We start from the raw sequence: 26,528 nt of genomic DNA on the forward strand, positions 1-26,528 counted from the left end.
CACCTGCTCAGCGGCTCGTGGACTCAGCGTCGTCGGAGGTTGCGGAGTCCTCGGAGAAGTACTGGTCGTAGGCCTCGTCGTAGGCGCCGCTGTCACGCATCTCGGTGAGTTGTTCGTTGACGGCGTCGACCAGGGCGGTGTTGCCCTTCTCCATGGCCAGGCCGTAGGTCTCCTCGGTGTCGTACTCCTCGACGATGGTGAAGTCGCCCTGCTTGGCGTTGTCGACATTGACCGGGAGGTCCTGCAGCGCCGCGTCGACCTGACCGGCGAGCAGTGCCTGGTAGATCTCCGCGTTGCTCGGGAAGGCGATCAGCTCGGCGCCCTCGGCGTTCTCCTTGGCGTAGGCCTCACCCGTGGTGCCCTGCTGGACGGCGACGTTCTTGCCGGACAGGTCAGCGATGCTGGCGATGTCGGAGTCGTCGGGGACCAGGAGCGACTGCAGGGAGTCGTAGTAGCCGTCGCTGAAATCGATGTTCTGGGCACGCTCCTCGGTGATGGTCATCGCCGAGGCTGCCAGATCGCACTCGCCGGCGTTGAGGGACAGGCCCGACTGCAACCCCTCGAACGAGGAGTCCTTCACGACCAGTTCGAGGCCCAGCCCCTCGGCGATATAGGAGGTGATGTCGATGTCGAACCCGACGAAGCCGGACGGGGCGGAGGAGTCGAAGTCCTCGAACGGTGGGTAGGGGACGTCGGAGCAGACCGTCAGGGAGCCGTCGGTGACCAGGTCGAGTGAGGCGGTGTCGACATCGTCGGATCCGCCGTCCTCCGTCGAACCACCGTCATCGGCGGACTCACCGGAGTCGTCGCCGGCGTCTTCACCAGCGTTGTCGCCGGCGTCGTCACCGCCGGACGTGTCCTCCTCGGAACCACAGGCCGAGAGGGACAGAACCAGGCATGCGGCAGCCGTTGCCGCGAACAGGGGTCGAATGTTCATTTCTGCACTGTAATGCCGAGATAGCCTCGAACGACAGAACTCTGAAAGAACGGCGTGGTACGTGGCGGCCTCAGGGTGCTCCGCGGCGGCCGTGTGTGCGGGGAGGTTCGTAGCCTCCCTCGGGCGGCACCATCTCGCCCCGTACCCCCAGCAGCCGCACCGGGCGGTGATCATCGAGCGCGTCGAGCAGTGTCAGCGCGGTCGCGGCGATGACCGCCGGGTCGAAGGTCGGCTCGCTCAGCTTGCGGACCCGGGTGACCGTGAAGAACGGGGCAAACCGGACCTTCAGGTGCACCCGCGCGCACGCGCGCCCCTCGGCATACATGTCCTGGCTGACCTGCCTGGACAGGTCTGCCAGGGCCGTCTCGATCTGGGCCCGCTCGGTGAGGTCCTCCTGGTAGGTCATCTCGTGCCCGTGTGCCCGGGCGATCCAGGGCGTGTCATCGACGTGGTTGCTCCCCGCACCCCGGCCGAGTCGCCCCAGGTGCGGACCGGTCGCCGGGCCGAAGGCGGTGACCAGGTCGGGCTCGGGCGCCTCGGCCAGGTCCTGCACGCTCTGTATGCCGAGGCTCGCCAGACGTGCCCCGATCCGGTTGCCGATGCCCCACAGATCGGTGGTGGGCCGCTCGCCCATCACCTCGAACCAGTTGTCCCGGGTGAGCCGGAAGGTCCCCTGCGGCTTGCCGAAGTCGGTCGCGATCTTGGCGCGCACCTTCGTGTCACCGATGCCGACCGAGCAGTGCAGCCGCGTCGCCGCCAGCACCGCGTCCTGGATGGCGTGGGCGGCGGCCTGCGGGTCCTCGCTGTCCAGCCCGACGAAGGCCTCGTCCCAGCCGAGCACCTCGACCACGGCGCCCGGGACGGCACGCAGGGTCTGCATGACCTGCTCGGAGGCGGCCTCGTAGACGGGGAAGTCCACCGGGAGGAAGACGGCGTCCGGTGCCTTGCGCACCGCGACCTTCAGCGGCATGCCGGAGCGGACGCCGAGCTCGCGCGCCTCGTAGGAGGCGGTGGACACGACCGCCCGCTCGGTCGGGTCACCGCGGCCGCCGACCGCCACCGGCCGCCCCACCAGCTCGGGCCGGCGCAGCAGCTCGACGGCGGCCAGGAACTGGTCCATGTCGACGTGCAGCACCCACCGGCTCATGGCCTCCATCTTGCTGAGTGGGGTGATGCAGTGCATGTGCTGGTGCGCGTGCGCTCTTTTTCAACCAGATGAGAGAGCTCTCACGAACTTTTCACGACCCCCTCATGACCGTCGGGTGAACTTGGTTCATCGCACCGAGGTTCGGTGCACGTGCGACCAGGAGGTTGACGGATGATCCGCACCGAGGACCACGACCCGTTCCGGGTCCTGCTCTACTCCCATGACTCCGTCGGCCTCGGGCACATCCGCCGCAACCTGGCGCTGGCCCACACGCTGACCGCAGAGATCCCCGCCCTCACCGGCCGCTCGGTCACCGGCATGCTGGTGACCGGCGTCGGCCACGGGGCCGACCTCGACGTCCCCGCAGGATTCGACGTCGCGCTGCTCCCCGGTGTCTGCAAGGGCGGCAACGGCTACGAGCCACGGCACATGCAGGTGCCGATGGACGACCTGATCAGCATCCGCGAGCAGATCGTCCACGGGGTCGTCAATGGTCTCAACCCCGACCTGATCATCGTCGACCGGCACCCCTACGGCGTCGACGGCGAGCTGCGCAAGGCTCTGGCGGCGACCCGCAGCAGGAGCCCGGAGACGATGATCGTCCTCGGGCTACGTGAGGTGCTCGACGAGCCGGAGGCCGTGGCCCGCGAGTGGGCCAGCGTCGGCGACCTCGAGGAGGTCCGTGACATCTTTGACGAGATCTGGGTGTACGGCGACCCGCAGGTCCACGACGTCCGGGTGACCGGTGAGGTGCCCACCGAGTTGCACGATCTGATCCACTACACCGGCTATCTCGCCAGCGGACGCCGCTGCGTTCCCGAGACGGACCCCACCGAGCTGCCCTATGTTCTGAGCATGGCCGGCGGTGGCAGTGACGGCAAGGAGGTCCTGACCCGGGCCGCCAGCGCCATCGTGCCCACCGGGCATCGTCACCTGGTCGTCGCCGGACCCCAGATGCCCACCGAGGACCTGGCCGAGATCCAGCGCGTCGCAGCCCCCGGCACCAGGGTCGTCGCCTCGGTCCCCGACGGCCTCGCCACCATCCGCCGCGCCAGCGCCGTCGTCGCGATGGCCGGTTACAACACCGTGTGCGAGGTGCTGACCACCGACACCCCCGTCCTTCTCGTCCCCCGCGAGATGCCCCGGCAGGAGCAACTCATCCGCGCCCGGGGCCTGACGGCAGCAGGGGCCGTGGACCTGGAGCGTCTGGCGGACCTCACCGCCGAGCGACTGTCGGGCTGGCTGTCCGCAGCAGTCCAGCGGACCGCTGCTCGTGACCACCTCGACCTGGCCGGACTGGCCGGAGTCGCCCACCGCGTCGCTGCCCTGCAGCCCGGCGCCACCGTCAAGGAGTTCACCCGTGTTGCCGTCTGAGGCCACCCCCCGCGTCGGTTACGTCCTCAAGGTCTACCCGCGCTTCTCCGAGACCTTCGTGGTCACCGAGATCCTCAGCCGTGAGGCGGCGGGGGAGGACCTGGCGATCTTCGCCCTGCGTCCGACCACGGACGCCCGGTTCCACCCCGAGATCGCCAAGGTCCAGGCGCCGGTGACCCACCTGCCCAAGCCCGCCAAGCTGACCGACGCCTGGAACGTCCTGCGCCGCGCCCGCGCAGTCATCCCGGAGCTGGACCACCGGCTCCCTGCCGTGATGCCCCTGCTAGCGCGGCTCGACCCGCCCGAGGCGGTGCAAGGGGTGCACCTGGCCCTGAGCGCCACGGAGCAGGGCATCACCCACCTACATGCGCACTTCGGCTCAATGGCCGCGCGTGTCGCCCGGGTCGCCAGCGCGATCGCCGGCATTCCGTTCTCCGTGACGACCCACGCCAAGGACCTGTTCCACGAGTCTGTCGACCACGACCTGTTGCTGGAGGTGCTCAGCGCCGCCGACCACGTCGTGGCGATCAGCGAGTTCAACCACCAGTTCCTGCTGGGCCGCTATCCGGAGCTGGCAGACCGCGTCGTGCTGATCCGCAACGGCCTGGACCTGGCCAAGTTCAGCTATGCCCCGCCGGAGCCGGTGACTGGTGCCTTGAAGGTCGCCGCCGTCGGTCGACTGGTGGAGAAGAAGGGCTTTGACCACCTCATCGAGGCCGTGCGCGAGCTCGCCGGGCCCGCAGGGCCAACCGTCCAGGTGCGGATCGCCGGTGACGGCGAGCTGCGTGCCCAGCTGGCCGCTGACATCCAGACCGCTGGACTGGTCGGCACCATCGAGCTGTTGGGCCCACGCCACCAGGAGGAGATCCGCGACCTGCTGCGGTGGGCCGACGTGATGGTCGCCCCGTGCGTGGTCGGTGCCGACGGCAACGCAGACGGTCTGCCGACCGTCCTGCTGGAGGCCATGGCGATGGGCGTGCCCGTCATCGCGAGCGACGTCACCGGCATCCCCGAAGCCGTCCGCGACGGCCGCACCGGCCAGCTGCTGTCCGCCGACCGACTGGGAACCGGCGACGTGAGCGAGCTGGCACAGGCGCTGGTGCGCGCCGCCGACCCCGACTATCCCCGCGTCGCGATCGCGCGCGCGGCCCGTGACCTGATCGAGGCCGAGTTCGACACAGCGCGTCAGGCGCTGCGGCTCGCCAGCCGTCAGCAGGGCGCCGCCCTGCTGGTCGGCTGAGAGGAGACAGACCCATGACCCGTGTTGCCTACCTGTCCGCAGACCCCGGCGTGCCCGCCTTCGGCACCAAGGGCGCCTCCGTGCACGTCCAGGAGATCATCCGAGCCTTCCGCGACCGCGGTGCCGACGTGCAGCTCTACACCGCTCGCACCGATGACCACGTGCCCGCCGACCTGGCCGACGTGCCGGTCACCCACGTGCCCGTCGACAGCAAGGCCGACCGGCTGGCCGACAAGGAGTTCCCGCAGCAGCAGCGCACGGCCCGGCGCGAGCAGCGCCAGGTTGCGGCCGCCCACGAGATGGCTGTGCGGGCCATCGCCGACGGCGTCGACATCGCCTACGAGCGCTACTCCCTGTTCTCCACCGCGCTCGCCGAGGTGAGCACCACGCTGGGCATCCCCGGCGTCCTGGAGGTCAACGCCCCGCTGATTGACGAGCAGGCCACCCACCGTGACCTGATCGATGCCACCGGCGCGCTCAACGCGCTGCGCACCCAGGTGCACGCCGCGGCCGTCGTGGCCTGTGTCTCCGAACCCGTGGCCGCGTGGGTCCGCGGGCACTGCCCCGAAGCGGCCGCCAAGATCACCGTGACGCCCAACGGCGTCAACACCACGCGCATCGCCCCCACCGAGGCCCGCACCGAGGGCGACCCGGTCGTCCTGTTCGTCGGGACGCTCAAACCCTGGCACGGCGTCGAGGTGCTCCTGGAGGCCGCTGCCGTGGCCCGCGAGCGCTGGCAGCTGCGCATTGTCGGGGACGGGCCGCAGGGACCCGCACTGGCTGAGCAGGCTGCCCGGTTGGGTCTGCAGGTGGACTTCCGCGGTGCCGTGTCGCCCGGCGACATCCCGGCCGCGCTGGCGGGCTCGGCGATCTCGGTCGCGCCCTACCCGGTGCTCGGCAGTGGTGCGGACCAGTACTTCTCGCCCCTGAAGATCTATGAGTACGCCGCCGCCGGCCTGCCGGTCGTCGCCTCCCGGGTCGGTCAGGTGCCCGGTATCGTCCGGCACGAGGAGAACGGCCTGCTGGTCGAGCCGTCTGATCCTGCGGCGCTCGCGGCCGCGATCGACGCGCTGGTGGCGGACCCGAAGCGGGCCCGGGCCATGGGGCTGGCCGGCCGCGAGATGGTGCTCGCCAACCACTCCTGGGGCAGTGTCCTTGACCTGATCCTGGACGGCATCACCCTGCCTGCGGCCCCCGAGGAGGTGCTCGCATGACCGCGAAGTCACCGGAGGCCAAGCGGACGGCCCTGCGCCGGACCCTGGGCCTGATCCGTCCGCACGTTCGCAGCCACACGCCGATCCTTGCCGGGGGTGCAGTGGCACTGCTGCTCGAGGTCGTCTTCCGGGTGCTCGAGCCGTGGCCGGTCAAGTTCGTGGTGGATGCGGTGACCCGCTCACTCGGCGCTGACCTGTCCGAGGCCGGCCCGCAGGCCACCTTCCGCCTGCTGCTGGCGTGTGCACTGGCAACCGTGGCGCTCGTCGGCTTCCGCGCCATCTTCAACTACCTGGCCACCGTCGCCTTCGCTCTCGGCGGCTCGCGCATCGCGACCGAGTTGCGCCAGCGGGTCTTCCGCCACGTCAACCGGCTCTCGACGCAGTATCACTCGACCTCACGCTCCGGTGACCTGGTGCAGCGACTGGTCAGCGATGTCGGGCGACTGCAGGAGGTCGCCGTCACCGCCGGCATGCCCTTGCTGGTGAATGTCTTCACCCTCGTGGCGATGTCTGGGGTGATGTTCTGGCTCGACCCGATGCTCGCCCTCATCGTGCTGGTCGCCGCCGTGCTGTTCCTGCTGATGTCTCGGACCAGCACCCCGAAGATCACGCACGCCTCCCGCAAGACGCGTAGGGCCGAGGGCGACCTGGCCAACATCGCCCAGGAGACGGTGGGTGGCATGCGCGTGGTCCAGGCCTACGGGCTGGAAGGCACGCTGGAGGACAAGTTCGGCGGACGCAACGCCAAGTCGCTCAAGGACGGAGTGCAGGCCAAGCGACTGTCCGCGGCTCTGGAGCGCGGCACCGACGTCCTGGTCGGCTGCGCAACGGCGACCGTGCTGATGCTCGGTGGCTACCGGGTGATGCAGGGGGCCATGACCCCCGGCGACCTGGTGATCTTCCTGACCTATCTCAAGACAGCGATGAAGCCCTTGCGCGACCTCGCCAAGTACACCGGCCGCATCGCGCGGGCCGCAGCCTCCGGCGAGCGGGTCGCTGAAGTGCTCGACCAGGAGCCCGACATCACCAGCCCGGCGGACCCGATCCACCTGGGGCGCATCCGGGGGGACCTGCGACTGGACCGGGTGACCGCCGGCTACGGCGACAACCCGCCGGTGCTGCACGCCCTCAACCTGCACATCCCCGAGGGGCAGCGGGTCGCCGTGGTCGGGCCGTCGGGTGCCGGCAAGTCCACCCTCACCGGCCTGGTCACGCGCATGATGGATGTCCGCAGCGGCGGCATCCGGGTCGACGGTGTGGATGTCCGCCGGCTGGACGTGCACGACCTCCGGTCGCAGATCGCGGTCGTGCTGCAGGAATCCGTGCTGTTCACGGGCACCATCGCCGACAACATCCGCTACGGTCAGCTGGATGCCACGGACGAGGAGGTGGTCCGGGCGGCACAGCTGGCCCGGGCCGACGAGTTCATCCGCCGCATGCCCGACGGCTACGACACCCAGGTCGGTGAACGCGGGTCGACCCTATCTGGTGGGCAGCGCCAGCGCATCGCCATCGCCCGTGCTCTGTTGCGGGACGCCGCCATCGTCATCCTCGATGAGGCCACCGCCGGACTGGACGCTGAGAACGCCGGTGCCGTCCGGGAGGCGATCGACCGGCTCACACGTGGTCGCACCACCCTGGTGGTGACCCACGACGAGCAGACTGCCCGCGAGTGCGACCGCATCGTGTGGATCGAGGGCGGTGGGGTCCGCTTCGATGGTCCCTCGGACAGTGTGCTTCCCGAGGGAGCGGCCTTCACCGGCTCGTCGGAGCAGGGAAGGGCACCGGGCCACCCGGCCGCAGCTTCTCCGCGTCCGCTGGATGGGCCGGTGCCCATGACCACCGGCGCCGGGAGGTGACTGATCCCATGGCGACAGCGACCCGTTTCGCCGCGAGATACCGTCCGGTGTCGATGAGCGGCCGCGCCAGCGCTGATCTGCTCATCGATGCGGCCCGCCTCTCCGAGCTGGTCGGCCGCGAGGTGCAGGCCACCCGCCTGAGGTTCAAGCCCGGCCTGTCCACGACCGCCGTCCTGCTCGACACCGCCCGGGAGGTTGCGCCCCACTGGATCCAGGTCTCTCACGACGCGCACCTGGACAAGTTGCGCAACGCTCTGGACCGGGCGGAGGAGCGGGCCCAGCGGGTGCACCTGGTGCGGACCGGAGACCTGACGATCGTCCACGGCAGCATCGACACCGATCCCCGGCTGCAGAAGGGGCTGGACGGGCTGCGCGCGGTGCACCCCTTCGTGAGTGAGGCGGTGACCATGGGTGACCTGCACGTCCTGCGCTACAACCCGCTGCGCCGCCTCGTGCTGCGGCGGGAGGTTGAGTCCCGTGACCCGCAGATCGTCCGGATCACCGCCCACCCCCAGCGTGGCGTGCGCAGGCAGCTGGCCGCCTACCAGGCAGCCGGCGTGCCGGTGATCCACCCGGATCGTGACCACCCGGTTGCCGGCAACAAGCGCGTCACCGCCTGGCCGTGGTTCGGACGCGGTGACCTCTCCACCCTGGTGCCCCAGGACGCTGTCGCACTGGCTCCTGCTGCCGGGGCGGCCCTGGGTCTGCTGCATGGCGCGGACGTGGCCTCGGACGAGGTCACGGCTCCGGCCGACTCGCTGCGCGCGCTTGTCGAGCACCTCGGGTCGCTGGACCAGGTCGCGGCTTCCCGGATGGACCGGGCCGTGACCCGGCTCGAGGAACGTCTGGGGGCCAGCGACTGGGCCGTCGGCACGATCCACGGTGACTTCTCAGCAGACCAGGTGCTGGTCGGCCGCGAGGGGGAGGACACCGTGCGCCTCACCGACTTCGACCGGACCGGATGCGGTGCGCTCATGGCCGACCTGGGCACCTTCGGGGCGGCCGAGCTCACGCACACATCGTCCGGTGCGCACTTCGGCGGCGTCGACTCCCTGCCCCTGACCGGCGCGATCCTGACCGGGTATGCCGAGACACCGGCCTCCCTGCTCGTCCCGCCAGACGAGGGCTCGCTGCGCACCTGGGTCGCGCGTGCGCTTCTGGCCCGGGCCACAGAGCCGTTCCGGGCCGGTGAGCCGGACTGGCTGGAGGGCATCCACCGGCGGCTGGACCAGGTAGAGGCGGTGCTCCGATGACCAGCGGACCGGTTCCGGAGCAGGTTCAGCTGGGGGAGGACCGGCTGACCATCGACCGTGCCTGGCCCCGCGGCCGCCGAGACGGCCTCGAGGTGATCCTGGTGGAGGGCCGTGACCTGGCTGGCCGGCTCCGTGCGGCCCGGCTCTGGGTGCGGCCCGCCTCGGGCCTGGGGTGGCAGGTCAGCAAGGTGCAGGTGGCTCCGGCCGGCATGGACGTCAAGCTGCCGGATCTGGCGGGCGCGAGTGCCGAGGGGACGTTGCTGGTGCACCGCTATGGACGGCGGGCCGTGGTCCGGCGCGCCGCTGACTTCGTCAAGATCGTCCGAACAGGGGAGGGGCCCGTCGTCGCCGCCGCGGCCCAGCAGGGACGGGACCTCGCGCTGCACGCCGGCTTCGACGCTCCCACCGTGGACGGAGTCCGGTCCGGGTCAGTGAGCTTCGGTGTCCTTCCCGGCCGCAGCCTGCACGAGCTAGGGGGCGTGCTCACCCGGTCGGAGTGGGGCCGCTGGTGGGGCATCTTCACTGATCACTGGCCCCGCCTGGCCCGGCCACTGGCAGAGGCCGGTGCGCGGTCGGGGGCATCGACGGTCGCCCCGTCGGGGATCGGCAGCACGCCCGCGCCGCACACCGCTCATGATGAGGTTGCCGTCCTGCGGCGGTGGCAGGAGTGGGTGACGCGGCTGGAGGCGCTGCCCGCCGACCTGCACGGCACCCTCCTGCGCCGCGTTGAGGACGTCGCGGCCGACCTGGTCAGCCAACCCGCACAGGACCTGGTGGTCAGCCACCGCGACCTGCACGACAAGCAGATGCTTGCCGAGGGCAACCGTCTCGGATTGCTCGACTTCGACACGGTGGCCCTGGCCGAGCCGGCCCTCGACCTGGCCAACCTCTGGGTGCACGCACGCCTGCGGGCCGACCAGGGCCTGTGGTCGCAGCGGCACAGTGAGATAGCGCAACAGTCGATCCGCGAGGTCGCCGACTCCCTCGGCGTCAGTGACGAGCGGTTCGCCACCTACGCCGAGGCCACCCGGCTGCGGCTGGCCTGCCTCTACGCCTTCCGTCCCCGGCACCGCGCTCTGGCCCTGTCCTGGGCCGCGACTCCACCTGTGGCTGCGATCGACTGAGGTGTGACGAGAAACACGCCCCTGCACTGGGTGCAGATTTGCACGGAGTGCAAAGTTGGACCTACCGTTCTTCTGTGACCGACCACGCCGACTCCGACCACGAGGAGCAGGAGGCTGGGCCCGTGCCGGGTCGGCGTGCCCTCAACAAGGCGCGCACCCGGGAGCGGCTGCTGGAGGCCCTGCGCGCCCAGCTGACGAAGGGGTCGCTGGAGTCGATGACCGTTGAGGAGGTCGCCGAGGCGGCAGGGGTCTCCCGACGCACCTTCTTCAACTACTTCGCCAGCCTCGAGGCTGCTCTGGCCGAGGGCATGTCCGTCCCCATCGCCGGGATCGCCGAGGCGTTCCGGGCGCGGCCGCTGGGGGAGGAGCCTCTGGTGGCGATGGACGCGGCACTGCAGGTGGCGCCCATTCCGCGAGATCTGCTCTCCTGGATCGTCGCCGTCAAGTGCTCCGGACTGGAGCGGCACAGCGTCGCGGTCAACGTCTGGACCTATCACCAGGAGTGGTTCGAGGGGCTCTTGCGCGAGCGGCTGCCTGACGCCGGCGAGCTCGCCGTGACCACCCTGGCCGGGGCGGTGATGGCCATCTTCGAGGCGGCGGAGCGGCACTGGATGCAGACTCCCGTGGGTGTCGTCGATGACGCCGCGGCAGCGGACTTCAACCGCCTCCTGCGTCAGGGACTGCAGTTCGCAGCCGAGGGCTGGGTCACCCCTGCCGAGCCCAGGACTGATCAGCCCCGCTGACCGCTCACGCCGTGGTCAACGGGGACCCGGCCCATCCGTAGACGACCTGCACCACCACCGGACCACCGGTCCGATCACCGAGAGGAACAACCGTGGCTTCCTTCCTGCACCGACTGGGGCGCTGGTGCGCCGACCACCCGTGGCGCACCATCGTCGCCTGGGTCCTGATCGTGGCGGCAGCAGGTGGCGCCGCCGCCACGCTGATGAAGCCGCTGAGCAACGAGTTCAGCATGCCAGGGTCCCGTTTCGAGCAGGTCCTCGGCGACCTGGAGGAAGCGTTGCCAGCCGCTGCCGGGGCCAGCGGCACGGTGGTCTTCACGTCTGAGGGCGGGTTCACCGACACCGAGCAGCAGACCGTCGCCGACCTGATCACGCAGTGGCGGGAGATCGACGGCGTGACCTCGGCGACAGATCCGTTCCAGACCCAGGCCGAGCTCGCGGGTGCCGCCGACCAGATGGCCCAGGGACGCGAGGAGCTGGCGCAGGCCCGCACCGGGCTGGAGGCCGGCCGAGAGGAGCTGCGCGCGGGCCAGGAGGAGCTCGACGCCGGCAGGGCGGAGTATGAGGCGGGGCTGGCTGCGCTGGAGCAGAACCGGTCCGCGATGTCGCCGGAGATGGTGGCCGGTGCCGAGGCCCAGCTCGCCGAGGCGAAGGACCAGCTCGATGCCGGCCAGGCCGAGCTGGACGCCGCCAGCCAGGAGTTGGAGCAGGGTGAGGCCGAGCTCACCGCCGGTGAGCAGCAGCTGGACCTGGGGGAGCGCCTCGCCGAGCTCAGCAGCGGCCTGCGGTTCGTCTCCGAGGACGGCACGGCTGCGCTGTCCCAGCTGCAGTTCGAGTTCATGGGTGCCTCGCTCGACCCGGCCGTCACCGCCGAGCTGCAGGACCTCGGGGAACAGCTCGAGGGCAGTGGTGTCAGCGTTGAGTACTCCCAGGCCATCGTCCAGGACATCTCCAGCGTGGTCGGTGCGACCGAGGCGATCGGCATCGCCGTCGCCGCCGTGGTCCTGCTGGTCATGCTCGGAGGGTTGCTGGCCGCTGGGCTTCCGCTCCTGATGGCGCTGGTCGGCGTCGGGGTGGGCGTCGGCGGCGCGATGGCTCTGACCCAGTGGGTCGACATGAACAGCGCCACCCCGGCGCTGGCCCTCATGCTGGGCCTGGCTGTCGGGATCGACTACTCGCTGTTCCTGATCAACCGCCACCGCACCCAGCTGCAACAGGGAATGGAGCTGCGGGCCTCGATCGCGCTGGCCACCGGGACGTCCGGCAACGCCGTCGTCTTCGCGGGGATGACCGTCTTCATCGCGCTGGCCGCGCTCGTGGTCACGGGGATCCCGTTCCTGGGTGTCATGGGACTGGTGGCGGCCGGCACGGTGCTGGTCGCCGTGCTGCTGGCGATCACCCTGGCCCCGGCGCTGCTGTCCCTGATGGGCACCCGCATCCTCGGCCGTCGCCGTGGCGGCGGCAAGCACGCCGAGAGAGCGCCGACAGAGAGCAGGGGGTGGGCGGCGCGCGTGCAGCGTCACCCGTGGCTCGCGGTGCTTGGCGTGCTCGTCGCCGTGGCTGCCCTGGCTTTCCCGGCCATGGACATCCGGCTGGGGCTGCCCGACGGTGCCTCCGAGCCCGAGGACTCGACCGCCTACGCCGCCTATGACCTGACCCGGGAGCACTTCGGTGCAGGATCCAACGGCCCGATCCTGGCGGTCGCGACCCTGGGGGACCCGGTGGAGGACAGCGAGCAGGCGCTGATGAGCGCCCAGGTCGAGCTCGGTGAGGAGCTGGCCGGCGTGGACGGTGCCGCGTCCGTGGTGCCCGCCGGCATCAGCGACGACCGCTCCACGCTCGTCTTCCAGATCGTCCCTGAGGGCGGCCCGGCCGATGAGGTCACCGTCGACCTGGTGCACAACCTGGACAGCGCCGCCGACCAGATCGGGGAGGCTCACGGTGCAGAGCTGGGCTTCACCGGCCAGACGGTCGCCAATATCGACATCTCCGAGCAGCTGGGCGACGCACTGCCGCTCTACCTGCTGGTGGTGGTCGGCCTCTCCCTGGTGCTGCTGCTCCTGGTCTTCCGCTCACTGCTCGTGCCGCTGCTGGCCACCGGAGGCTTCCTGCTCTCCGTGGCCGCCGCGTTCGGTGCCGTCGTCGCGGTCTACCAGTGGGGCGTCGGCAGCGCCTTCTTCGGAGTGCACGAGCCGGGGCCGATCCTGAGCTTCCTGCCGATCCTGCTGATCGGGGTGCTCTTCGGCCTGGCCATGGACTATCAGGTCTTCCTGGTGTCGGCGATGCGGGAGGCGCATGTGCACGGCGAGAGTGCAGCGCGCGCCGTCGTGAGCGGGTTCAACCACAGCGCCCGGGTGGTGACCGCCGCCGCGATCATCATGATCTCGGTCTTCGGCGGGTTCGTCTTCGCTCACCTGGCGATGGTCCGCCCGATCGGTCTCGGACTGGCGGTCGGCGTGCTGATCGACGCCTTCCTGGTCCGGATGACCCTCACCCCGGCCGTGCTCTCGCTGCTGGGTGAGAAGGCGTGGTATCTCCCGCGCTGGCTGGACCGGATCCTCCCGGAGATGGATGTCGAGGGCGCCAAGCTCGAGCGCGAGCTCGGGGTGGACACCTATCCCGACGGCGACGTCGACATCACCCCCGGGGACGACAGCCCCGGCGAGGACACACCCGGGGGTGACGGCCCCGGTGGCGACACTCCCGGTGGCTCGGGTGACGACGCGACCCGGCCCGGCGCGCAGGAGACGGTCCGCGCCCGCTGACCCCTCGGCATACGGCCCCGCTGCTGTGCCCTGCCCCGAACTCCGGGGCAGGGCACAGCCCGTCCGGGGTGGGGGAGCGTGGTCCTGGCTGAGGGGACCGGCCCGCCCCGGAAGGCCTGCGGGTCAGCCTGTGACGGAGGTCAGCTCGTTCGGGACCACGGGCAGGGGCGCGGTGTCGATCACCGTCTGCTCGGCGAGGTCCACCACGTGCAGCTCCTGCGTGGCCGGCTCGGTGACATAGGCGAACTCACCCCGGACGTGGAGCGTGGGGCGCGGCCGCTGCCAGTCCTCGGGCTCCTCCCAGGCGTCGACAACCTCGGTCTGGGCCGTCACCTCCCCGGTGGCCGGGTCGAGCGTGCGGAGTATGCCGTCAGTCCCCAGGACGAGCGCCTCACCCTCGGGACCGCGCGCCAGGGAGCGGAAGCTGTAGCTGGCCGGCAGGTCCACCACCTGGGAGGTGGCCTCAACCGTGTCGATCAGGACCACCTGCGTGGGCCGCTCCAGGTCGGCGTCCGGGTCGGTCTTGTAGTCGCCCAGCACGTAGGGGCTCGCCTCGTGGCCGGCCAGGTTGCCGGAGCGGGCGTAGGCGGCCTCGGCCCGGACCTTGACGAACTCGCCGTCGCGGTAGAGGAGCACCCCGTCCTCGCAGCCGAGAGCGACGACCTCCTCGGCGGCCACCGTCTCACCGTGCACTCCCGGGCAGTCCTCGCTGCGCGCGATCTCCGTGCCGTCGGCGTCCTGCACGATGGCACCGGTGCGCGCCTCCTGCGTGCCCACGGTCAGCAGGGTGCTGCCGTCCTCCAGGCGCACGGCCACGCCGTGGTGGGCCTCGGCAGCACTGAGTTGCTCGGTCTCTGGCAGTGCGCTGGGGGAGAGGTCGTCGCTGGTGAAGGTCTGGATCTCCCCGGTGCCGTCGGCAAAGAGCACGGTGGTGTCGCCGTGGGTCACCACGTGCCCCGGGTGGTCAGCCTCGAAGACGTGGTCGGTCAACAGTGGCTCGGTGGTATAGGAGTGGTCGTGGTTGCCGTGCGGCACGCTCCAGGTGCCCGCGTCGAGCACCCGGAAGCCGTCGCTGTCGGTGAGCAGGAAGTGTCGTCCGTCGCCGGCTGGGTTGAGGCGCAGGAAGCCCTCGGCCGGGAGGTCGGCCTCGACGTCCAGGGTGTAGGCGTCCAGGACCAGCACGCCCCCGTCGTAGGTGACACCCAGCCGGGGGGAGGGCCCGGCCGCCTCGGTGGTGGGGCGGGCGTCTTCGTGGTCCTCGTGGTCGTGGCCTTCGTGGTCGTGAGTCTCGTCTTTGTGGTCGTGGCCGTGGCCCTCGTGAGTCTCGTCTTCGTGGTCGTGGCCCTCGTGGGCGGGCTCCTCGGTCGTGCCCCGGGCGGTGTCGTCTGTCGGGACAGCGACGGCATCACTGTCGACCTCTGCGGGCGCCTCTGACTCGGTGGCGCACCCGGCCACCGCGAGAAACAGCCCGGTGCTGGCGAGGACGGACAGGATGCTGGTGCGTCTGGTTGAATTCATAGTGAGAATCATTATCACAACGAGAACGGTTCTCAGCAACCGCACTGGTCACAATCGTGTCGCCGCACTACGGTCTGGGTGTGGCCTCCGACCTGACACACCGCTTCGATGTCGCTGTCGAGGGACTCACGCCCGGCTATTTCGCGCTCGTGATGGCCAGCGGGATCGTGTCGGTGGGCCTCGCGCTGGAGGGCTTCACAGTGCTCTCGCGGGTGCTGCTGGGCGTGTGCGTGACGGCCTTCCTGGTGCTGGGCGGACTCACGGTTCTGCGCTTCCTGCGGTTCCGGCGGGCAATGGCCGAGGACTTCCTGGACCCCAAGCGGGCCTTCGGCTACTTCACCTATGTGGCCGGCACCAACGTCCTGGGCGTGCGACTGTTCATGGAGGGCTTCCACACGATCACCGCGGTCTTCCTGACGCTGACCGCGACGGCGTGGGCGGTGATGGGTTATGTCGTGCCGTGGACGGCGGTGCTGGGCAAGGTGGCCCGGCCCGTGGTGGCCAACGCCAACGGCACCTGGTTCATCTGGGTGGTCGCCAGCCAGTCGGTCGCGGTGGCCGCGGCAACCCTGGAGCCGGTCAGCGCCACGGCCACCCAGGGCCTGTCGGTGCTCGCCGTCGTCGCCTGGTCCGTGGGGGTGTTCCTGTATGCCGCGGCGGGGATGATCGTGGCACTGCGGATGCTGCTCTACGAACTGAAGCCGGAGGACCTCAACCCGCCCTACTGGGTGGCGATGGGGGCCTGCGCGATCACCGTCCTGGCCGGTGCCCGCATCGTGGAGATGGCCGCGGCCCCGATGGTCGACGCCACCCGAGGCCTGGTCGCGGGCCTGTCGGTCGTCTTCTGGGCGTTCGCCACCTGGCTGATCCCGGTGCTCTTCGCCGTGGGGATCTGGCGGCACTGGCTGCATCAGGTCCCGCTGCGCTACGAGGCCACCCTGTGGAGCATGGTCTTCCCGCTGGGGATGTATGCCGTGGCCGGCATCTATCTGGGCCAGGCCGACGAGCTCCCGCTGGTCGGCTGGATCGGGCGGGTCGAGCTGTGGCTGGCCTTTGCGGTGCTGCTGATCGTGCTGGTCGCCATGCTGCGGCACGTGCTGGTCACGGTCTTCCTGCCGCCGCGGGCACGCGAGATCCGACGCGCGGCGTAAACCCCTTGTCACCGGGTGGCCTCCCGACATACATTCGGGTCACACGAGAAGGGAGGTGGTCCGACCTGTGAATATCTATCGGACGCGTGAGGTGGCTGAGCGCTGAGCTCGGCCTTCGCCTGGCCTCCCTGCCTCGGCAGCGGCCAGAACCCGGACGGGTGACGCGAATACCACTCAGTCACCGGAGCCCGTGAGTCTGGCGCGGACGTCGTCCCCCGCGCCTCCGTGCACCTGCACGGAACTCACGGGCTCTGCCATGTCTCAGTGGCGTGCAGCCGGGGATCACTCTCGGGAAGGGGTCGCCTGTGCCGTCACGGTTCCCGATCGACGAAACGGAACTGCAGCCGCACTGATCCGTCGGTCGGCACAGCGAGCGTGGAGTTGCTGGGCGACCACCGCTCGGGAACGAGGAACAGGTGGGTCTCACCCTGGATCAGCAGCCGGAAGCCGCGGTAGCGGTATCGGAACCCCTCCGGCTCCTCGGCCGGAAGGGCAGTCTCCTCGACGATGCCGTCGGTCAGGAACAGCCGGGTGGGGGAGTCCAGGATGACCGCGGGCAGCTCGTCGAGATTTCGTGCGGTCTGCTGGGCGTTGCCCCGCCCGGTCCACTCCGCGAGCGTCGCGGTCGCCCAGAACAGCCCGGTGGCCACGACCACCAGGGACAGGGCGGTCACACCGGGCCGCACCCAGCGGGCCCGGTCGTCGGCGGAGCGCCGTAGCCAGGCGGGCGCGGTGGGCATCCAGAAGAGGTAGGCCAACGACGCCGTGCTCGCTGCCACCAGGATCGGCGTCACCAGGGGATAGGCCCCCCACTGTCCGAACCACGCGAAGCCGAGCAACAGCACCAACCCGGCCGCCAGGCCGACCAGGGCGACGAGGACCGCCCACCCGACGAGGCGCCCGGGGGGCGGGTGCCGGCGCAACCGCACGTGGAGCAGCAACAGACCGATCGCGGTGAGCGCCACGACCAACAGTGGCACGAGGAGCACTGCCGGGCTGCGCATGACGAAGTCGTTGCTCGACAGGCCGATGGTGTCCACGTCGAGCCCGAAGTAGCGGTACTGCGCGCGCGAGGAGACGTAGCCGAAGTAGAACAGCAGAGCCGTCAGCAGCGTCACCGGCGCGATGACGCTGGTGCCCACCCCGAGCCATCTGCTCAGGTGGTCGAACACGGACGGGCCTCTTGGCTCCGGGCTGCTCGACTCCAAGTCGGCCTGTGCCTCGTCGGCCATCGCCAGCTAGCCCGTGGACGTGGGTGCGTCCGGTGACGTGGACACCTCACCCGGTGTCGCCTTGGTGGTGGCGGTGACAGCGCTCGTCGTGTCGGTGCCCGCGCCGGTGCTGCCGATCGTGGAGGTCTCGGTGGTCGTGGTGGTCTCGGTGGCTATGGTGGTCGGGGTGCCGGTGGTGGAGGCCTCGGTGGTCGTGGCCATGTCGGGCACCCACTCAGTGAGTGCGTCATCCCATTCGATGGTGTCCGGCGGCGCGGCCTCCACCTCGGCGGCGAACTGCTCGCAGACCGCGCGAGCCTCGGTGGCACAGTCGATGGAGCCGCTGGTCACAGAGAGGGCACCGGTCCCGTCGGGGACCGTGGCCACCTGGTCGACCCGCACCCCGCACTGTCCGCCGGCGTCCAGCACACCGGGGGAGTCCAGGCACGGCCCGAAGCCGTTGCAGCCGTCCGCCGCCCAGCCGTAGGCCCCGGCCGGCTCAACCGCGAGGCCGGTGATTTCCAGGTTGGCCTCCGGCGGCACGAGGTCCGGCGGGCCGCTAAAGTTGACGACGACGCAGCGCACCGTGGGATCGACCGGGTCGACCTCGTGGAAGCCGCCGATCGGCAGACCCGGCAAGTCGACTGCTACCTCGTCGTCGCCACCACCACCGTCGGGGTCCTCGGTGCGCCCCGGGTCCTCGGTCTGCGGTGTCGTGAAGGTGGCGGTGGTCGGCTCGTCCGCGGAGGTGCTGGGCTCGACCGTCGGGCTTGGCTCACCGTTCGGGTCCGTGACCTCTGACGCCCCGCCACACCCCCCGAGAAGCACCAGCACGGTGGCGCAGGCGATCACCCAGCGGGTGCCGGTGGTCCGGGTCATCATGACCTCCCCCGTGTGGGGTCACCGCGTGCGGTCTCTGGTCACCAATGTCCTCCCGCCCGGGCGCGACGTCAACTGGCCGACCTGCGCGGACGTGCCTGGAGAGTGCCTACAAAACCTCTCGCAAAATGCGTGGGAGGTGTGCGAAACCACTCGCAAATCAGGTGAGCAAGCGGGAGGCCTCGAGAGCGATCTCCCACTCCTCGTTGGTCGGCACCACGAAGGCCGCGACCAGGCTGGCCGCCGTGCTGATCCGGGTCTCACCCTGGGCTGCGTCGTTGGCCTCGGCATCCAGCTCGACGCCGAGCAGCCCGGCGCGCTCGAGGACGGCTGCACGCAGGGTGGGACTGTTCTCCCCGATGCCGGCGGTGAACGCGATCGCGTCCAGCCGACCCAGCACCAGCGCCAGAGCCCCGAGGTGCCGCACCAGCCGGTGGACCACGACGTCGAAGGCCAGGCCGGCCGCCTCGTCGCCGGCCTCGCGTCGCTCCATGACCTGCCGGAAGTCGCTGTCCCCGGCCAGGGCCTTGAGGCCGGACTCCTTGTTGAGCGCGTGGTCGAACTCGGGCAGCGTCATGCCGGCCACCCGCGAGAGGTGGGCCGGCAGACCGGGATCCAGGTCGCCCGGCCGGGTGCCCATCACCAGACCGCCCAGCGGGCTCAGGCCCATCGACGTGTCGACGCTGCGCCCGCCCTCCACGGCGCAGGCGCTGGCACCGTTGCCGAGATGGAGCACCACGGTGTTGGTCTCCTCCAGCGGCCGCTCGAGCAGGTCGGCCACCCGGCGCGAGACATAGGCGTGGGAGGTGCCGTGGAAGCCATAGGCCCGGATGTTGAAGGTCTGCCGCCAGGACAGCGGGACGGCGTAGGTGTAGGCCGCCGGTGGCATGGTCTGGTGGAAGGCCGTGTCGAAGACCGCCACCTGGGGCAGGTCCGGGAAGGTCTCCAGGGCGACCTCGATGCCCGCGATGTTGCCGGGGTTGTGCAGTGGCGCCAGAGGCACCAGGCGGCGCAGTGTCGTGAGCACCTCGTCGTCGATCAGCACCGTCGATGCAAACTTGGCACCGCCGTGGACGACCCGGTGACCGATGGCGACCGGGGCTGCGGACTGCAGGTCCGGCCCGTGCTCGGCGAACTGCGCCGCCAGCACCTCGAAGGCAGCCGCATGGTCCGGGATGTCCCGCTCCAGGACGTGCTCCCGACCCTCGACGGTGTGGCGGGCCAGACCGTCGTCCAGGCCGATCCGCTCGATCAGCCCGGTCGCCCGCGACTGCCCCGAGTCCGCCTGCACCAGTTGGTATTTCAGCGAGGAGGAGCCGGCGTTGATCACCAGGACCGGCCCTGACGCGACGGAACCACCGGCGTCGGTGACGGGCTCGCCACCCGCGGCACTCGGCATACTCATCGGGTCTCCTTGGCCTGGACGGCCGTGATCGCGACGGTGTTGACGATGTCGCGCACCGTGGCGCCGCGCGAGAGGTCGTTGACCGGTTTGCGCAGCCCCTGCAGCACCGGTCCGACCGCGACCGCCTGGGCGCTGCGCTGCACCGCCTTGTAGGTGTTGTTGCCGGTGTTGAGGTCCGGGAAGATCAGCACGGTGGCTCTCCCGGCCACGACCGAGTCCTTGAGCTTGGTGGCCGCGACGGCCATGTCGACGGCGGCGTCATACTGGATCGGCCCCTCGACGGACAGCTCCGGTGCCAGCTCGCGGACCAGGGTGGTGGCGCGCCGGACCTTGTCGACGTCGGCGCCGGTGCCGGAGCCACCGGTGGAGTAGGACAGCATCGCCACCCGGGGCTCGACGCCGAACTGCGCAGCGGTCCGGGCCGAGGAGATCGCGATGTCGGCCAGCTGCTCGGCGCTCGGGTCCGGGTTGATCGCGCAGTCGCCATAGACCAGGACCTGCTCGGCCAGACACATGAAGAAGACCGACGAGACCACCGAGACGCCCTCCGAGGTCCGGATGACCTCGAGCGCCGGGCGGACCGTGTTGGCGGTGGTCGTGATGGAGCCGGAGACCATGCCGTCGGCATCGCCGCTGTGCACCATGAGGGTGCCGAAGTAGGCCGGGTCGACGACCATGTCCAGTGCCTGGTCGAGTGTGATCCCCTTGTGGGCGCGCAGCCGGGCATACTCCTCGGCATAGGTCTGTCGGCGGGGGTCGGTCTGCGGGTCCACGCACGTCGCGTCGTCCAGGCGGAGCCCCAGCTCCGTTGCGCGCGAGCGGATCTCGGACTCAGGGCCCAGCAGGGTCAGCCGGACGACACCCTGGGCCAGCAGCTGGTCGGCGGCCCGCAGGATGCGCTCCTCCAGTCCCTCGGGCAGCACGATCGTCGCCTCGGCGTCCTGGGCCCACTCGGTGAGCCGGTGCTCGAACATCAGCGGCGTCACGATGCCCGTGGCCCGTGCGGCGGCCTGGGGGAGGAGTGCGGCGACGTCGAGGTGCTGCTGGACCACGCCGATCGCCTCCTCGATCTTGCGGTGCGACCCCGACTGGATGCGGGGCCGCGCGCCATGGCACAGCGTCGCGGTGGTGAAGGTGCCGTGCGGTGAGCGGACCACCGGCAGCTGCACGTCGAGCCCGTCCACCAGGCGCCGCACCTGCGGGCTGAGCTCGAAACCGCCGTTGAGGACGATGCCGGACAGGCCCGGGAAGGTGCTGGCCCGGTGCGCCTGCAGCGAGGCCAGCAGCACCTCCTCGCGGTCGGCCGGGCAGATCACCACGGCGCCCTCGGTGAGCCGGTCCAGCACGTTGGGCATCGTCATCCCCGCGACGATCAGGCTCATGGCCTCCTGGTCGAGCAGGGACTGGTCGCCCAGGAACAGCTCACCGCCGGTGGCCTGCATCAGGTCCCGCAGGGTGGGCGCGGCCAGGACCGGGCTGGCCGGCAGCACGTATGCCGAGTGGTCCGGCAGGTGTTCGGCCAGGGCCTCGCGGGTGGGCTCGGTCTGGTCGGCAGCGACGCGGTTGGCCACCACTGCGAGCACGCTGGCGTGCCGCAGCCGCGCCTCGTGGGCGGTCAGGGAGGCGGCCGTGACGACATCGTCCGGTGACCGGTTGATCGCCGGCACCACCAGGATCATCGGTGCCCCGATGTTGGCCGCGATGCTGGCGTTGACCGAGAACTCGGTCGGCCCGGGGATGTCCGTGAAGTCCGAGCCGATGACGAGCACGGTGTCGTGCGCCTCGGCATACTCGTGGAACCGGGTGACCACCTCGCCGACCGCGGCCTCGGCGTTGGCGTGCACCCGGTCGTAGGAGACGCCGACCGCCTGCTCGGGGCCCAGCGGGGATGAGGCCCGGGGGAGGAGCAGGTGCAGCAGCGCATCCGGTGCGTCGTCCTGCACGATCGGGCGGAACACCCCGACCCGCCCACCGAGGCGGGTGAGCTGCTCGAGGATGCCCAGGGCCACGGCGGACTTGCCCGAGCGGGACTCGGCGGAGGCCAGATAGAGGCTCGTGGTCACGGCACGAACCTATCCGGTCCGGCGGCCAGGTTGCTCAGCCAACCTCCAGCCCGTCATGAGATTCTGTCTGACATGAGTGCAGACCAGGTCAGGGTGTGGGTGGACGGGCAGCGCGTCGACGAGGGACCGGCCATCGCGGCGGTCGACCACGGCGTCACCGTCGGCGACGGTGTCTTCGAGACAGCCAAGATCGTCGACGGACAGGTTTTCGCCAGGACCCGCCACCACGACCGCATGGACCGGTCCCTGGCCGGGCTCGGGCTCCCTGCACTGGACCGAGCGCACGTGGACGAGGGCATCGCCTCCGTGCTCGGCGACGGGCCGATCCCCTTCGGGCGGCTGCGCTACACCGTCACCGGCGGCATCGGCCCCCTCGGGTCGGACCGGCTGGACGGCCCCATGACGCACATCGTCGTCGCCGGTGAGCTCCAGCGCCCCGCGCCCGTGACGACCGTGGCGGTGGTCCCCTGGATCCGCAACGAGCGCGCGGCCACGGTGGGGCTGAAGACCACCTCGTATGCCGAGAACGTGGTCGCGCTGTCCGCCGCCAAGTCCCTGGGCGCCACCGAGGCGATCTTCGCCAATGGCGCGGGGGAGTTGTGCGAGGGGACCGGGTCCAACATCTTCGTCGTGCGCGACGGCGTGATCTTCACCCCGCCGCTGGACACCGGGCCGCTCGCCGGAATCACTCGTGCCCTGACGATCGAGTGGTGCCGCGAGGAGGGCCTGGAGGTGGTCGAGGAGTCGATGCCGCTGTCGGTGCTCACCGAGTGCGACGAGGCCTTCCTGACCTCCAGCACCCGCGACGTGCAGGCCATCGGTGCGATCCGCATCGTCCCGGCCCAGGAGACGCTGGCCGGTGAGCTCGCGGCGGTGGAGCTGGCCGACCGCGGTCTGAGCGCCGACCCGGGCCCGGTGACGCAGCAGGCCGCCGAGATCTTCGCGCGGCTCGGCAAGGAGCGGATGGACCCCTGACCAGAGCGGGTTCGAGACCGTCCTGGTCGAGCGTGCCGATGGCGATGGAACCCGTGCCTGTCGATTAGGATGGGTCGGCCGCGGCGGGTTAAGGTAACCGCCGCATCAGGACGTGTAGCTCAGCTGGTTAGAGCGCTCGCTTCACACGCGAGAGGTCAGGGGTTCGAGTCCCTTCACGTCCACCCACTCTCAAGCGTCTGACCTGCGGAAACACGAAGAATCACCCCGCACGCCCGGCCCGGCCCCGACGAATAAATACCACTTGCATACCAACAGGTCCCGTTTCGGCCCGTTTTTGGCACCCTGTTCCTGTGCTCCGGCGCCTAGGGACTCGCATGAACCCGCGACCTCAGACGCCGGTGATCCCGTGCGAGCTGTGGACCGCACCCCAGCTCGCTGCCTACCTCGGCAAGCCGGTCAAGTACGTCTACCGGCTCACACACGAACGCCGGATCGACCACTACGTCATTGGCCGCGAGCTGCGCTTCGACCCCGCCCACGTCGCCGGCTTCCTGGCTGACGCGCATTATGAGATCCACACGGACGAGCCACCGCACGTGCGGTGATGGCACCTGGGATCGCGTGTTGACGCAGATTCTCGCCGAGGCCGATGTGGCTGGGAAGATCGACTGGGCGGTGTCGATCGATGCGACGATCGCGCGTGCGCATCAGCATGCGACGAACACCACCCGCCCCGAGCAGGACACAGGGGGCTGGATCGAATCACAAGAATCTGCCCTGGCGCGAGGTTGAGCCGCCTGGGCATGGCATCGGCCGCTCTCGTGGCGGCCTGACCACGAAAATCCACCAGGCCGTCGATGGGCGCGGACGCCCGTTGGCGATGATCGTGACCGGCGGGCAGCGCAACGACGGCGCGATGCTCGCCGAAGTCCTCGCCCAGGTCCAGGTTCCGCGGCTCGGCCCCGGACACCCAAGGACCCGGCCGGATGCGGTGATCGCCGACCGCTCCTACGCGACCGGTGTCATCCGCAGCGAGCTGCGTCGCCGTAACATCAAGACCGTCATCCCTGACAAGCGAGACCAGGCAGCCGCCCGCAAGCGACGCGGTATTCGCGGCGGCCGCCCACCCGGTTTCGACGCCGACGCCTACCGCGGCCGGAACGTGATCGAGCGGTTCTTCGCCCTCGCCAAGCAATGGCGGGGCATCGCCACCCGATTCGACAAACTCGCTATCACCTACCGCGCCGGCGTCGCCCTCTGCGCCATCCTCACCTGGCTACGCGTGTGACTATCGGTCACGCAACAGCGAGCACGCGCTGAGGAATCCATCCCTCACGACCATCAGCGTTCCGGCACCAGGACCAGCCGCTTTCTGAATCGTCCTATAGGACATTAACGCTTTCACCCGAAACTGCGGGGAGATCGGTGGTGTCATACCCGGCGCGGACGATACCTACCGAGCCATCGATATCGATGTGACGTGCGGGCACCCACCCCGCTCCCTGTGAACCCGTCACGAACACGAAAGCATGCCACTCCGTGTCCCGGTCTCCGACCTGAACGAGGTCGCCGGGCATGATCACCAACAGGGCGCGCTCTGGAATCTCATGATCAGCCGTCAACACGTATCGCACAGCATCAATCAATCCTCCCGTCAGCACGGACCCTCGCCACCTATGGGAGACACACCCTAGTAGAAGCCCTCTGTGCTACCTTGTGCGCCACAAGCTTGGGCGCAACGGGGCGCTCGACGTGAAGTCGGAGGTAGTCATGTTCGACGTAAAACACCGCAGAATCAACCGGGTGGCATCTTTGGTGGCCGCGCTAGTCCTGACCACTACATTTCCCGCCGCCGCCAATGTGGACACTGAACTTTCCGCCGGTGCCGAAGTGGACACGGAATTTTCTCCCGCTGAGGATGTGGACGCTGAAGGGTACTTCTATCGCTCAGGATGCGCTCCCAGTTACATCGGGACGCCAGCGGCAACTTCACTCTCTTACGGTGATATCAAGCTCAAGGCGCCTGGCAACAGTTACTATTCGGTCTGGTATGACGACACGTGGACACAGCACACCCGAGTGGGCACCTACAACGGGGGGCACTGGCGCGCAGTAACTGCGCAGGGAGCGCTCAACGCCTGGGGTACGTATGCATTCTGTCGGGAGTGAGTACTTCACAGCGCACGCTGCGTGCTTGATCCTTGCGGGGGCAATTGGTTTGGGTGGGTGTTCGTCAGATGCCGCCGAGGAAGCTCCCCCGGACCGGGAGGCCATGGCCGAGGTGGCTGTCTCATACTATTCGAAGCTCGCGGAGTGTATGACGGAGAATGGTTTTCTTGCAACTTTTGACGTTGCTGACATGCGTATGGACGTCACAGTTGGAGACGGGAAGGATGCCGATGCAGAGCGTGTGGAACAGGAATGCCGCAGTCGCGCTGGTGAGCGACCAACCGTGGCACCGTGGACGGAGGAAGAGCTAGGAGACCTCTATGACCAGAGCGTTGCGGCGTACGAGTGCCTCCTAGCCGAGGGGTATTCGCCCGCGGTACCTCCCTCCTTTGAGAGTTTTAAGGCGGGCTACCGTTCGGAGGGAGGGGAGGATCCATACATCGCGCACATGAGTCAGGTGCAGTTCGCGGCACCTTTTCCGGACGACGTTTGTCCGCAGCCGACGATCGTGCCCTGACCGGCAGAGAGAATAGCCCAGAGGCAGCGCGGGCCCACGGCTAACAGGCGCTGGCTGGCTTGGGCATCGGTCCGGCAACCACGGTAGCGCCCGTCACGGTCGCTGACCGTGGCCGGCGTCCGTGACAGATGACGTGTCCGTCGGGTGGCTCAGTTGCTGGCGGAGCTGACCTGCTCGTAGCCCAGCTGTTCGAAGGGGAACCCGTGGTGGAACTCGGCGGTCGTCTCGAAGCCCAGGGGAATCGTCAAGGGCCGTATTGCCGCCGAAGCGCAAGGTGAGTCTGTCGGCTTGGAGCAGGGAAGTGGTCATGACAGCCATCGCTTGCGGCGCTTGGAGTGCTTCATATTGGGTTTGTGTGGTCGGCTGGTCTGGTTGATGCTCGACCAGAGGAGTCATTGTCATGCCAAGGCCGAAGGAGCACGTTGTCACGTTGACCGCCGCTGACCGGGGGGCGGTTGACCAAGGTGGTGACCAGTGGGAGGAACCCGGCGCGGATGATCGCCGGGGCCAGGATTCTGCTGGAGCTGGATGAGAGCGCTGGTCCGGCTTCGGACCGGGCGGTAGTCGCCGACCGGATCGGGGTCAGCGAGGCCACGGTGTACCTGGTCGCCAAGCGGTACACCGAGTCCGTGCCCCGGCGGTGACCGCAAGGAAGACTCCAAGTACGTTGCGCAGGGGCATCTGCTCCATCTTCGCCTGGGCCGAGCCGCTGGCCGGCCGGCGCCGCGTCATCGCCCGGCCACGACGGACCCGGATCGACTGGGCGAACGAGATCGACCAGCTCCTCACCCTCGACTACCCCGACGCCGAGCGTGTCGTGCTGGTGATGGACAACCTGAACACCCACACCCTGGGCTCGCTGTACGAAGCGTTCGAGCCGGCCAAGGCGGCTCTTCGAACTTAACCGGCTCTTCCACTTTGAGCGTGGTGTGGCGTTGACGTGAGGGCTCGTGGCCCTGCGCCAGCATGGGTGTTGTTCAGGACATCCAGTAGCGAGGACCACGAGCGTGCTCAAGCCTACGC

21 protein-coding genes, 1 tRNA gene and 1 pseudogene are annotated in these 26,528 nt (G+C 69.6%); 16 read left to right on the forward strand and 7 right to left on the reverse strand.

Annotated elements, in window-relative coordinates; all coding sequences use genetic code 11:
- Positions 1–7: 7 nt before the first annotated feature.
- Both DPQ65_RS08895 and DPQ65_RS08900 read right to left on the reverse strand, forming a co-directional pair.
- Positions 8–937 (reverse strand): transporter substrate-binding domain-containing protein, encoded by a 930-nt coding sequence (locus tag DPQ65_RS08895; RefSeq protein ID WP_114906960.1) that lies wholly within the window; start codon positions 935–937, stop codon positions 8–10.
- 70 nt (positions 938–1,007) lie between these two features.
- Positions 1,008–2,084, reverse strand: a complete 1,077-nt coding sequence (locus DPQ65_RS08900; RefSeq protein WP_114907023.1) for a DNA polymerase IV — start codon at positions 2,082–2,084, stop codon at positions 1,008–1,010.
- A gap of 171 nt (positions 2,085–2,255) precedes the next feature.
- Here DPQ65_RS08900 and DPQ65_RS08905 point away from each other — a divergent pair, with 171 nt between their 5' ends.
- The 8 genes from DPQ65_RS08905 (at position 2,256) to DPQ65_RS08940 (ending at position 13,656) form a co-directional block, all read left to right on the forward strand.
- A complete protein-coding gene (locus DPQ65_RS08905; RefSeq protein ID WP_114906961.1) occupies positions 2,256–3,458 on the forward strand; it encodes a glycosyltransferase family protein in 1,203 nt (400 codons plus the stop codon).
- The gene (locus DPQ65_RS08910) at positions 3,445–4,698 is read left to right on the forward strand and encodes a glycosyltransferase (protein ID WP_238146752.1); all 1,254 of its coding nucleotides are present in this window, start codon (positions 3,445–3,447) and stop codon (positions 4,696–4,698) included. The genes DPQ65_RS08905 and DPQ65_RS08910 overlap by 14 nt, the downstream gene beginning before the upstream one ends.
- A 14-nt stretch (positions 4,699–4,712) precedes the next feature.
- Positions 4,713–5,912 carry a glycosyltransferase family 4 protein gene (locus tag DPQ65_RS08915; RefSeq protein ID WP_114906962.1) on the forward strand — a complete coding sequence of 400 codons (1,200 nt, stop codon included), beginning with the start codon at positions 4,713–4,715 and terminating at the stop codon, positions 5,910–5,912.
- Entirely contained in the window at positions 5,909–7,771 is a 1,863-nt protein-coding gene (locus tag DPQ65_RS08920) for an ABC transporter ATP-binding protein (RefSeq protein ID WP_114906963.1), read from the forward strand. The genes DPQ65_RS08915 and DPQ65_RS08920 overlap by 4 nt, the downstream gene beginning before the upstream one ends.
- A gap of 8 nt (positions 7,772–7,779) precedes the next feature.
- Positions 7,780–9,024: a phosphotransferase gene (locus tag DPQ65_RS08925; protein WP_114906964.1), complete on the forward strand. Its 1,245-nt coding sequence runs from the start codon at positions 7,780–7,782 to the stop codon at positions 9,022–9,024.
- Positions 9,021–10,148 (forward strand): phosphotransferase family protein, encoded by a 1,128-nt coding sequence (locus tag DPQ65_RS08930; RefSeq protein ID WP_114906965.1) that lies wholly within the window; start codon positions 9,021–9,023, stop codon positions 10,146–10,148. The genes DPQ65_RS08925 and DPQ65_RS08930 overlap by 4 nt, the downstream gene beginning before the upstream one ends.
- A 74-nt stretch (positions 10,149–10,222) precedes the next feature.
- Entirely contained in the window at positions 10,223–10,891 is a 669-nt protein-coding gene (locus DPQ65_RS08935) for a TetR/AcrR family transcriptional regulator (protein ID WP_162802129.1), read from the forward strand.
- Between the two features lie 92 nt (positions 10,892–10,983).
- Positions 10,984–13,656: an MMPL family transporter gene (locus tag DPQ65_RS08940; protein ID WP_202863058.1), complete on the forward strand. Its 2,673-nt coding sequence runs from the start codon at positions 10,984–10,986 to the stop codon at positions 13,654–13,656.
- 123 nt (positions 13,657–13,779) lie between these two features.
- On the opposite strand, the gene aztD is transcribed toward DPQ65_RS08940, so the two are convergent.
- A complete protein-coding gene (aztD, locus tag DPQ65_RS08945) occupies positions 13,780–15,174 on the reverse strand; it encodes a zinc metallochaperone AztD (RefSeq protein WP_114906967.1) in 1,395 nt (464 codons plus the stop codon).
- A gap of 80 nt (positions 15,175–15,254) precedes the next feature.
- Here aztD and DPQ65_RS08950 point away from each other — a divergent pair, with 80 nt between their 5' ends.
- On the forward strand, positions 15,255–16,325 hold the full coding sequence (locus DPQ65_RS08950; protein ID WP_238146753.1) for a tellurite resistance/C4-dicarboxylate transporter family protein: 1,071 nt from the start codon (positions 15,255–15,257) through the stop codon (positions 16,323–16,325).
- 311 nt (positions 16,326–16,636) lie between these two features.
- Here DPQ65_RS08950 and DPQ65_RS08955 read toward each other — a convergent pair whose 3' ends face one another.
- The 4 genes from DPQ65_RS08955 to pta all read right to left on the reverse strand — a co-directional run bounded on the left by DPQ65_RS08955 (position 16,637) and on the right by pta (position 21,883).
- Positions 16,637–17,497 carry a hypothetical protein gene (locus DPQ65_RS08955; RefSeq protein WP_114907026.1) on the reverse strand — a complete coding sequence of 287 codons (861 nt, stop codon included), beginning with the start codon at positions 17,495–17,497 and terminating at the stop codon, positions 16,637–16,639.
- A gap of 66 nt (positions 17,498–17,563) precedes the next feature.
- Positions 17,564–18,418, reverse strand: coding sequence for a hypothetical protein (locus DPQ65_RS08960; protein ID WP_162802130.1), 855 nt, complete (start codon positions 18,416–18,418; stop codon positions 17,564–17,566).
- A 157-nt stretch (positions 18,419–18,575) separates the two neighbouring features.
- Positions 18,576–19,814, reverse strand: coding sequence for an acetate/propionate family kinase (locus DPQ65_RS08965; RefSeq protein WP_114906969.1), 1,239 nt, complete (start codon positions 19,812–19,814; stop codon positions 18,576–18,578).
- A gap of 2 nt (positions 19,815–19,816) precedes the next feature.
- Complete coding sequence (gene pta / locus DPQ65_RS08970) at positions 19,817–21,883, reverse strand: phosphate acetyltransferase (RefSeq protein WP_114906970.1); 2,067 nt, start codon at positions 21,881–21,883, stop codon at positions 19,817–19,819.
- A 72-nt stretch (positions 21,884–21,955) separates the two neighbouring features.
- Between pta and DPQ65_RS08975 the strand changes: the two genes are divergently transcribed.
- The 7 genes and pseudogenes from DPQ65_RS08975 to DPQ65_RS09005 all read left to right on the forward strand — a co-directional run bounded on the left by DPQ65_RS08975 (position 21,956) and on the right by DPQ65_RS09005 (position 26,409).
- A complete protein-coding gene (locus tag DPQ65_RS08975) occupies positions 21,956–22,858 on the forward strand; it encodes an aminotransferase class IV (protein WP_114906971.1) in 903 nt (300 codons plus the stop codon).
- Between the two features lie 108 nt (positions 22,859–22,966).
- A tRNA-Val gene (locus DPQ65_RS08980) sits at positions 22,967–23,040 on the forward strand.
- 153 nt (positions 23,041–23,193) lie between these two features.
- Positions 23,194–23,424, forward strand: coding sequence for a helix-turn-helix domain-containing protein (locus DPQ65_RS08985; protein ID WP_114906972.1), 231 nt, complete (start codon positions 23,194–23,196; stop codon positions 23,422–23,424).
- A 1-nt stretch (position 23,425) separates the two neighbouring features.
- Positions 23,426–24,107, forward strand: a pseudogene (locus DPQ65_RS08990) (IS5 family transposase); the annotation flags it as partial.
- Between the two features lie 984 nt (positions 24,108–25,091).
- Positions 25,092–25,505: a hypothetical protein gene (locus DPQ65_RS09000; RefSeq protein ID WP_114906974.1), complete on the forward strand. Its 414-nt coding sequence runs from the start codon at positions 25,092–25,094 to the stop codon at positions 25,503–25,505.
- Positions 25,506–25,972: 467 nt separating this feature from the next.
- Positions 25,973–26,149, forward strand: a complete 177-nt coding sequence (locus DPQ65_RS15665; RefSeq protein ID WP_162802132.1) for a hypothetical protein — start codon at positions 25,973–25,975, stop codon at positions 26,147–26,149.
- Positions 26,146–26,409 carry a transposase gene (locus tag DPQ65_RS09005; protein WP_114906975.1) on the forward strand — a complete coding sequence of 88 codons (264 nt, stop codon included), beginning with the start codon at positions 26,146–26,148 and terminating at the stop codon, positions 26,407–26,409. Before DPQ65_RS15665 ends, DPQ65_RS09005 begins: the two co-directional genes overlap by 4 nt.
- Positions 26,410–26,528: the final 119 nt, after the last annotated feature.

Origin of the sequence: Ornithinimicrobium murale (assembly GCF_003352835.1) — a bacterium.
Classification (GTDB): Bacteria; Actinomycetota; Actinomycetes; order Actinomycetales; family Dermatophilaceae; genus Ornithinicoccus; species Ornithinicoccus muralis.

What these genes read in the sequence shown, in the direction of transcription:
- DPQ65_RS08895 (WP_114906960.1), bottom strand. Translation starts at nt 937, where the DNA reads ATGAACATTCGACCCCTGTTCGCGGCAACGGCTGCCGCATGCCTGGTT.
- DPQ65_RS08900 (WP_114907023.1), bottom strand. Translation starts at nt 2,084, where the DNA reads ATGAGCCGGTGGGTGCTGCACGTCGACATGGACCAGTTCCTGGCCGCC.
- DPQ65_RS08905 (WP_114906961.1), top strand. Translation starts at nt 2,256, where the DNA reads ATGATCCGCACCGAGGACCACGACCCGTTCCGGGTCCTGCTCTACTCC.
- DPQ65_RS08915 (WP_114906962.1), top strand. Translation starts at nt 4,713, where the DNA reads ATGACCCGTGTTGCCTACCTGTCCGCAGACCCCGGCGTGCCCGCCTTC.
- DPQ65_RS08920 (WP_114906963.1), top strand. Translation starts at nt 5,909, where the DNA reads ATGACCGCGAAGTCACCGGAGGCCAAGCGGACGGCCCTGCGCCGGACC.
- DPQ65_RS08925 (WP_114906964.1), top strand. Translation starts at nt 7,780, where the DNA reads ATGGCGACAGCGACCCGTTTCGCCGCGAGATACCGTCCGGTGTCGATG.
- DPQ65_RS08930 (WP_114906965.1), top strand. Translation starts at nt 9,021, where the DNA reads ATGACCAGCGGACCGGTTCCGGAGCAGGTTCAGCTGGGGGAGGACCGG.
- aztD (WP_114906967.1), bottom strand. Translation starts at nt 15,174, where the DNA reads ATGAATTCAACCAGACGCACCAGCATCCTGTCCGTCCTCGCCAGCACC.
- DPQ65_RS08960 (WP_162802130.1), bottom strand. Translation starts at nt 18,418, where the DNA reads ATGATGACCCGGACCACCGGCACCCGCTGGGTGATCGCCTGCGCCACC.
- DPQ65_RS08965 (WP_114906969.1), bottom strand. Translation starts at nt 19,814, where the DNA reads ATGCCGAGTGCCGCGGGTGGCGAGCCCGTCACCGACGCCGGTGGTTCC.
- DPQ65_RS08975 (WP_114906971.1), top strand. Translation starts at nt 21,956, where the DNA reads ATGAGTGCAGACCAGGTCAGGGTGTGGGTGGACGGGCAGCGCGTCGAC.
- DPQ65_RS08985 (WP_114906972.1), top strand. Translation starts at nt 23,194, where the DNA reads ATGAACCCGCGACCTCAGACGCCGGTGATCCCGTGCGAGCTGTGGACC.
- DPQ65_RS09000 (WP_114906974.1), top strand. Translation starts at nt 25,092, where the DNA reads ATGGCCGAGGTGGCTGTCTCATACTATTCGAAGCTCGCGGAGTGTATG.